The 7,788-nt window shown below is 71.9% G+C and carries 6 protein-coding genes; 2 read left to right on the forward strand and 4 right to left on the reverse strand.

Annotation, left to right across the window (positions count from 1 at the left end; all coding sequences use genetic code 11):
- Positions 1–107: 107 nt before the first annotated feature.
- Positions 108–1,619, reverse strand: coding sequence for a hypothetical protein (locus tag ACWCRJ_RS44245; RefSeq protein ID WP_450944645.1), 1,512 nt, complete (start codon positions 1,617–1,619; stop codon positions 108–110).
- A gap of 398 nt (positions 1,620–2,017) precedes the next feature.
- Here ACWCRJ_RS44245 and ACWCRJ_RS44250 point away from each other — a divergent pair, with 398 nt between their 5' ends.
- Positions 2,018–3,841, forward strand: a complete 1,824-nt coding sequence (locus ACWCRJ_RS44250) for an endonuclease/exonuclease/phosphatase family protein (protein ID WP_450944646.1) — start codon at positions 2,018–2,020, stop codon at positions 3,839–3,841.
- A 74-nt stretch (positions 3,842–3,915) separates the two neighbouring features.
- Here ACWCRJ_RS44250 and ACWCRJ_RS44255 read toward each other — a convergent pair whose 3' ends face one another.
- The 3 genes from ACWCRJ_RS44255 to ACWCRJ_RS44265 all read right to left on the reverse strand — a co-directional run bounded on the left by ACWCRJ_RS44255 (position 3,916) and on the right by ACWCRJ_RS44265 (position 6,214).
- Positions 3,916–4,659 carry an SRPBCC family protein gene (locus ACWCRJ_RS44255; RefSeq protein WP_450944647.1) on the reverse strand — a complete coding sequence of 248 codons (744 nt, stop codon included), beginning with the start codon at positions 4,657–4,659 and terminating at the stop codon, positions 3,916–3,918.
- A 20-nt stretch (positions 4,660–4,679) separates the two neighbouring features.
- Positions 4,680–5,435 (reverse strand): ArsR/SmtB family transcription factor, encoded by a 756-nt coding sequence (locus ACWCRJ_RS44260; protein ID WP_450944648.1) that lies wholly within the window; start codon positions 5,433–5,435, stop codon positions 4,680–4,682.
- Positions 5,436–5,506: 71 nt separating this feature from the next.
- A complete protein-coding gene (locus ACWCRJ_RS44265) occupies positions 5,507–6,214 on the reverse strand; it encodes an antibiotic biosynthesis monooxygenase (protein ID WP_450944649.1) in 708 nt (235 codons plus the stop codon).
- A gap of 114 nt (positions 6,215–6,328) precedes the next feature.
- Between ACWCRJ_RS44265 and ACWCRJ_RS44270 the strand changes: the two genes are divergently transcribed.
- Complete coding sequence (locus tag ACWCRJ_RS44270; RefSeq protein ID WP_450944650.1) at positions 6,329–7,438, forward strand: YihY/virulence factor BrkB family protein; 1,110 nt, start codon at positions 6,329–6,331, stop codon at positions 7,436–7,438.
- The last annotated feature ends 350 nt before the right edge of the window (positions 7,439–7,788 follow it).

Here is a 7,788-nt window from a genome sequence, read left to right on the forward strand (position 1 = left end):
GTTCCCCGCACCCCTGCCCTTCAGGGGCGCGGGGAACCGCGCGAGAAGCCCCCACCCACCCGCACCCGCCGCCGCACCCGTACCCCCGAGCCACTGGCGCCCCCGAGCTACGAACCGGCAACCCCCGGCCCCATCTGCGACCGCGCCTTGAACGCCGCCTTACGCGCCTCCTTCGCCACCCTCTTGTCGGGGTGGATCCGCCCCATCGCCTCAAGGACATCGGGCGTGGCCGGATGATCCACCCGCCACGCCGCCGCGAAGAACGAACCGTGCTGCGCGGCCAGCCCCTCCACCAGCGCCCGCAGCTCCGCGGAGTTCCCCTCGGCCGCCAGCTGCGCGGCAACCGTGTCGATGGTCAGCCAGAAGACCAACGCCTCGGACGGCAGGGGCACGTCGACCGCTCCGTTCTCGGTCAGCCACACCCGGGCGAGCCCGCCCAGCTCGGGGTCGTCCAGCACCTCCCGCAGGGCCGGCTCGGCCACGGCCCCCACGAGGGACAGCGCCTGCTGACAGCGCAGCCGCCGCAGCGGCGCGCCGGCGTCGGCGCCCCGCGCGGCGGCGAGCAGCTCGCGCGCCGCGGACGCCGGCTCCCGGCGGGCGAGCCACTGCTCGGTCTCTGCCTGGGCCGCCGCCGGCGGGAACCCGGCGGTGCCGTCGAGCAGCGCGTCCGCGCCCTTGTCGACGAGGTCCCCGACCGCGGGCGCCGGCACGCCGGCCTCCTGGAGCCGGGCCCGCATCCCGTACAGCCCGAGCGGGGTGAGCCGGACCATGCCGTACCGCGTGACATCGGTGTCGTCGACGGCGGGCGCGCCGCCCGGCCCCTCTGCGGCGACGACCTCCTCCGCGTCCGTCATCAGCGCCTCGTCGACCGGCTGGTACTCCACCAGCCCGATCGGCTCCAGCACCCGGAACTGGTCGTCCAGCCGCATCATCGCGTCCGAGACCTGTTCCAGCACGTCGTTGGTGGGCTCCCCCATGTCGTCGGGGACGATCATCGAGGCGGCGAGGGCCGGCAGCGGCACGGGCCCGTCGGGACCGTCCTCGCTGACGGTGAGGAGGTACAGGTTGCCGAGCACCCCGTCGAGGAACTCCGCCTCGGCCTCGGGGTCCCAGTCCAGCTCGGAGAAGTCGATCGCGCCGCCGGTCCCCATGGCGTCGACGAGGCCGTCGAGGTCGGGCACGCTCGCGTCGGCCAGGACGGTCTCCAGGGCGGTGAGCCAGATGCCGAGCACGTCCTGCGGCCCGCCTCCGGTGAGCAGGGCGAGCTCCTCGCCCACGGTGACCGCCCCCTCCTCCCCTCCCTCCGACCCCTCGGGTCCGTCGGGTCCGTCGGGGTTCACGATCTCGACGAGCCCGGTGTCCACGGCCACCCGCCAGGCCTCACTGGCCGAGGCCGCCGCGTCGCCGTCGTCGACGCCCGCCCCGGTGAGCCCGAGCGCCTCGGCGGCGGCGGGCAGTTGCTCGTCGACCAGTTCGCCCCCGGTGCCCACGCGCGTGTCGGGCCCGGCCCAGCGGGCGAGCCGCACGGCACGCGAGAGCAGCGGTGTGGCGAGCGCCTCCCGCGCCAGCTCCGCTTCGGGGAGGAGCCGCACCGGCGGCAGTGGCGAGCTGTCTGACATCGGCGGGGATCTCCTCGGGAACGGGTGCTGACGAACGGGTGCTGACGAACGACTGCCGAGCGATGCGGTGCCCCCGGCGTGGGGGCTTTCCGTAGGCGATACGCGTACGGGTACGCAGCCGCTCAGCCTAGACGGATTTGGACCCATGCCGCCCGGTTCATGTACCTGCCAGGAGTTGGACATGGCTGAAACCTTGACAACTGGCCTGACCAGGCAGGAGATTGACGCGCGTAGAAACTCGCGGGTAGCCCTGGGATGATTCCGGGGCCTCCCACAGGCACGACCGTCGGAGTTCATCGGGTCCGCCGGGTTCTACGCGCGTCGCACCGCCCCACCGGTCGCAGGCCACCCCGTCCACTCTCGTCCCGGCGCCCACGTACGTCCCCGGAGGGATCCCCTTGCCGAGCAAGAGAACCGCGCGCATCGGCGCGCTGACCGTCGCCACCATCTGCTCCACGGTGTCCGCCGTGGTCCTGACCTCGCCCGCCGAGGCGGACTCGCTACGCATCCACGACATCCAGGGCACCACCCGGACGTCCCCGCTCACCGGCCAGCAGGTCGCCGGGGTGCAGGGCATCGTCACGGGCGTGCGCACCTACGGCTCGCGCGGCTTCTGGATCCAGGACCCCGAGGCCGACTCCAACCCCGCCACGAGCGAGGGCGTCTTCGTCTTCACCAGCTCCCGGCCGACGGTCTCGGTGGGCGACGCGGTGACGGTCGCGGGCACCGTCGGTGAGTTCATACCGGGCGGCACTTCGTCCGGAAACCAGTCCGTGACGCAGATCTCCCGCCCGACGATCACGGTCGTCTCCACGGGCAACGCCGTCCCGGCCGCGAAGGTCATCGACACCAAGTCCGTGCCGAAGAAGTACGCCCCGGCCGGCGACCCCGCCGCCGGCGGCTCGGTCAACGGTCTCAAGCTCGCTCCCGCCACGTACGCCCTGGACTACTACGAGTCCCTGGAGGGCATGAACGTCCAGGTCGCCGACACCCGCGTGGTCGGCGCCAGCGACCCGTTCACCGAGCTGTGGGTCACGGTGAAGCCCCGGGAGAACGACAACCGCCGCGGTGGCGCGCTGTACGACTCCTACACCTCGCAGAACACCGGCCGGCTGCAGATCCAGTCGCTGGGCGCGGTCGCCGACTTCCCGAAGGCGAACGTCGGTGACGTCCTGAAGGGCACGACGGCCGGCCCGCTGGACTACAACCAGTTCGGCGGCTACACGCTCGTCGCCAACCGCATCGGCACCCTCAAGCAGGGCGGCCTGGAGCGCGAGACGACCGCCAAGCAGGCGCGCGGCGAGCTCGCGGTGGCGACGTACAACGTCGAGAACCTGGACCCCTCGGACGCCTCCTTCGCGGACCACGCGGCCGCGATCGTGCACCACCTGCAGTCGCCCGACATCGTGGCCCTGGAGGAGATCCAGGACAACAACGGTGCCACCAACGACGGTACGGTCGCCGCCGACAAGACCGTGAAGAAGCTGATCGACGCCATCACGGCGGCCGGCGGTCCGGCGTACGACTGGCGCTCCATCGACCCGGTGAACCTCGCGGACGGCGGTGAGCCCGGCGGCAACATCCGCCAGGTCTTCCTGTTCAACCCCGCGCGGGTCTCCTTCACCGACCGCGCGGGCGGCGACGCCACGACCGCCGTCGGCGTGACGAAGGCGAACGGCATGGCGCGGCTGACGGTGTCCCCGGGGCGGATCGACCCGGCGAACGCCGCCTGGACGAACAGCCGCAAGCCGCTCGTCGGCGAGTTCTCCTTCCGCGGCAAGCCCGTCTTCGTGATCGCGAACCATTTCGCGTCCAAGGGCGGGGACCAGGCGCTGCACTCGGAGTTCCAGCCGCCGAAGCGCAGCTCGGAGACCCAGCGCCACCTGCAGGCGACGGCCGTGAACACCTTCGTCAAGCAGGTCCTGGCGAAGGACAAGAAGGCCTCCGTCATCGCCCTCGGCGACATCAACGACTTCGAGTTCTCCGACACCGCGGAGCTGCTGGAGAAGGACGGCGTCCTGTGGTCGGCGATCAAGTCGCTGCCGAAGCGGGAGCGTTACTCGTACGTCTTCCAGGGCAACGCCCAGGTCCTCGACCAGATCCTGGTCAGCCGCTCGGTGCGGCGCGCCGCCGGGTTCACGTACGACAGCGTGCACATCAACTCGGAGTTCAACGACCAGATCAGCGACCACGACCCGCAGGTGGTGCGGTTCGAGCCGTGAGCCGCGCACCCCGGTCATGACCGGTCATGACAATTCATGATCGGCCATGACCGAGCCGTGGCCGTCCGTGCCGATCAGGGCTGGCTGAACACGCCGTTCAGCCAGCCCTGCCACGCGTTCTCGTCCGTCCCGGCGTCGGCGCCCGGCGCGAAGTCGTGGACGCTCATACCCACCCGGTAGCCCCAGTGGTTGCGTCCGAAGAAGCGGATGAGGGCGTCGTCGGTGCGCAGGCCGATGAAGTACGGGTCGCGGTAGTCGACCACGGCGTCGAGGAGCTGCCCGTCGGGGCCCTCGACCTGGACCCGAGCCTCTGCGGCGGTGTCGTCCGCGAGACCGAGTGCGCGTCCGACCGTGATGAGCGCGTCGGGGGCCCCGGCCGTCTCCGGCGCGTCGAAGGTGGCGAACGCGGTGACCGTACGACCCCTGAAGCGCGTCAGGTACTGGCGCAGAGTGTGCAGGTAGAAGCCGGTGTGCTTGGCGGCGCCGTCGTACTGGTTGTCCCAGTCGTCGACGAAGATGCCGCTGTGCACGTACCGCACCCAGGCCCGCTTGCCGTCGTCGCGCGGTTCGATCGTGTAGTCCAGCTGGTTGCGGGTCTGTTCGGAGATGCCCTCGACGTCCTCGACCCGGTTGGTGTACCGGTGCGGCGGGTCCCAGGCGGTGACCTCGGAACCGAACGGCCCCCTGCCGCCGACGCGCGGCTCGGGCGCCTCCATGGGCCACAGCCACCCGCCCGTCCCGGCGGTGACGGCCTCCCACACCTCCTCGGGGGTGGCGTCGACCTCGAACTCCCGGGCGATCTCGAATTCCTTGGACATGACGTGCTCCTCAACGGGTCTCACAGGCCGGGCAGTTCGGTCTGGTCGGGCTGCTTGGGCAGTTCGCTCTGGTCGGGCAGTTCACTCTGGTCGGGCCGCTTGGGCTGGTCGAACACTTCGGGCCGGTCAGGCCGGTCGTCGCGACGGTCGGACTCCTCGAAGCCGCCGGGCGGGGCCGCCGCCTCGGCGGCCTGCGGCCTGACCGTCGGGTGGACCGCGACGACGATCCGGTGCCCCCGGCCGGCCGCGGCGTCGGGCGCGTCGTACTTGCGCAGGAGCGCGCTCACCCCGGCCGTCAGCTCCTGGACGAACGCGGCCCGGTCGGCGGCCGAGGCGAAGGTGACCTCCCCGTCGAGCGCGTAGGTCGCCAGCCCCTTGCGGGCCCTGGCCGCGCCCGTGACGAGCGACCCCACGTCCCGGACCAGCCGGGCACCGAGCGCCAGCAGCCAGCGCGCGGAGAGCTGGTCCCGGAAGCGGTCCGGGTCGGGCTGCACGGCGGCGAGCGCGAGCGGTGAGATCACGTACGACGCGGCGGTCGCCCGCATCAGCCGCTCGGTGACATTGCCCTTGCGGCGCTCCCCCGCCAGCTCGACCAGACCGTGCCGCTCCAGCGCCTTGAGGTGGTAGTTCACCTTCTGCCGTGGCAGCCCGACCTTCCCGGCCAGCATGGCGGCCGAGGCGGGCCCGGCCGCCAGTTCGGCCAGCAGCCGGGCACGTATCGGATCCAGCGAGACCGCCGCTGCCTCGGGGTCCTCGATCACGGTGACGTCCAACATGACCCCACCGTCTCACCGAAAACTTTTTTTGTCCAGGCGATCAGAGTGTTCGGTGAGAGGCGGCGCCGGAGTCAGTCCGGGAGAAGGCCGAGGGCGTACTCGTAGCGCTTGACCGTGCTGCTCTTCAGTCCGGGCCAGGTCTGCACGCGCCGCCAGTGCGCCGAGGGCGAGCCGACTCCGTCGCCGGGCGACGCGAGGGCGTCGATGTGGTGCTGCGCGGTCTCCCACTCGGCGTAGTTGAGGACGCGGGTGCCGTCGGTGGCGAGGTGGAAGTGGGCGGAGATACCGCCGGGGTGCGGATGCGGCTCGGCCGCCAGTGCCTCTTCGACGGCGTCCACCCAGGCCCGCTGCCGCGCCGGGTCCGGCCCCTCGAACTCGATGTCGACGATCACGACACACCCCGGCACCCGGGTGGCGCGGTCGCCGTCCCCCGTGAGACTGCGGTACCGCCGGTAGCGTCCGAGCCCCACCCGCTCGATCCCGGGCACGGCGGTGTCGATGGCGTCGTTGCGCTCCTGCCGGCGCGTCCGCACGAAGGCCTCGTACGCCTGCTCGTCGGCCCACTGGGAGTAGTGCAGCAGGCCGGAGCCGTCCTGCGCCGTGTAGACGAAGTAGCCCAGCAACCCGTCGGTGGGCCAGGGGCGGCGCTGCCAGGTGTCGGCGACGGCCTCGACGGTCTGCCGCTGCCGCTCGGGCGTACCCACCTCCCAGGTGCTGAAGAAGGGCGCCCCGACATCGGGGCGGTCGAGGACGGGATGGAGGTCCGTACGACGGGTCATGCCGCTCTCCCATGATCGGTACTCGGTGTATGCGCACCGACCACCTTCCAACCTCAACCAGGATTCAGGTCAACTCCGCGATTCGAGCCCCTGTTTCGGGAGACCCGCCCGGTCATGGACGAGAAGCGGCCCGAGGCCGAGCGGGTGGGGAAGGAACCGGATTCCGGGGCGAAGGAGGGGGCGAAGGACGGGACGGAGACCGGAGCGGAGGCGGAGGAGCGGACCGGCGTGGACGGCCCCACCGGGCTGCCGAAACGTTCGTGGTGGGCGGTGGTACGGCGCACCGCCGAGGAGTTCCAGGACGACGAACTGGCCGATCGGGCAGCCGCGTTGACGTACTACGGTGTCCTGTCGCTGTTCCCCGCCATCCTGGTGCTGGTGTCGATGCTCGGTGTCGTCGGACAGCGCGCGACCGACAAGATCCTGGACAACATCGGTGATCTGGCGCCCGGCCCGGCGCGGGACATCCTGCGGGACGCGGTCGTCCAGTTGAGCGACAGCGGCGGTACGGGCAGTCTGCTGGCGATCGTCGGCCTGCTCGCTGCCGTGTGGTCGGCGTCGGGGTACGTGGCCGCGTTCATCCGTACGTCCAACGCGGTGTACGACCTGCCGGAGGGCCGCCCGGTGTGGAAGGTGACGCCGCTGCGGATCGCCCTGACCCTGGTACTGATGGTGATGCTGGCGGTGAGCGCGTTGATCGTGGTGTTCACCGGCCCGCTGGCCGAGCGCGCGGGCACCACGATCGGACTCGGCGACGCGGCGATCGCGGTGTGGGACATCGCGAAATGGCCGGTGCTGCTGGTGCTGGTGACGCTGATGATCGCACTGCTGTACTGGGCCGCGCCCAACGTCCGCGGCCGGGGCTTCCGTTGGGTCAGCCCCGGTGGCATCGTCGCCACGCTGATCTGGCTCGCCGCGTCCGCCGGTTTCGCGGTCTACGCCGCCAACTTCGGTTCCTACAACAAGACCTACGGCACCCTCGCCGGCGCCGTCGTCTTCCTCATCTGGCTCTGGCTGACCAACCTCGCGATCCTGCTGGGCCTCGAATTCGACGCGGAACTCTCCCGCGAACTCGCCATCTCCGAGGGCCGCTCCCCCACCGACGAGCCCTACGTCGAACCCCGGGACACCCGCAAATGGCCACCCCGGCTACGGGCCCTGCGGGAGGCACGCACCCGGACGACCACCACCGCGACCGGCCGTGACCCGATGACGAAGGGCTGAGCCCGGCGACGGGTGCTCCCGGGAGGAGAAGCGTGCCCGCAGCCGTGGACGCGGACCGGCCGCGGGCACGTGCGCGGGGCGGCCGGGCGACCGCACAGTCCTCTGTGCGGTCGCCCGGCCGCGACCGTCGCTCGCGGGGTGGCGCCGCCGCCGGTCGCTCATGGGCTCCGCGTACCGCCGAGGCGGTCGAGGAGGCTGCGCGTCACCCCGCCCGGGCGCTGGAGGCAGGCCCTCGCGTGCGACGGCTGCGAGCGGGGGCGCCCCCACCCAGCCGGGCCGCCGCCCCCCCGGGCCCGCCGCCAGCGGGAAAAACGCCCCGCCCACACCCCAAACGGCACCCCCCCCGCCCG

This window comes from Streptomyces sp. NPDC002324 (assembly GCF_053593335.1).

What these genes read in the sequence shown, in the direction of transcription:
- ACWCRJ_RS44245 (WP_450944645.1), bottom strand. Translation starts at nt 1,619, where the DNA reads ATGTCAGACAGCTCGCCACTGCCGCCGGTGCGGCTCCTCCCCGAAGCG.
- ACWCRJ_RS44255 (WP_450944647.1), bottom strand. Translation starts at nt 4,659, where the DNA reads ATGTCCAAGGAATTCGAGATCGCCCGGGAGTTCGAGGTCGACGCCACC.
- ACWCRJ_RS44260 (WP_450944648.1), bottom strand. Translation starts at nt 5,435, where the DNA reads ATGTTGGACGTCACCGTGATCGAGGACCCCGAGGCAGCGGCGGTCTCG.
- ACWCRJ_RS44265 (WP_450944649.1), bottom strand. Translation starts at nt 6,214, where the DNA reads ATGACCCGTCGTACGGACCTCCATCCCGTCCTCGACCGCCCCGATGTC.
- ACWCRJ_RS44270 (WP_450944650.1), top strand. Translation starts at nt 6,329, where the DNA reads ATGGACGAGAAGCGGCCCGAGGCCGAGCGGGTGGGGAAGGAACCGGAT.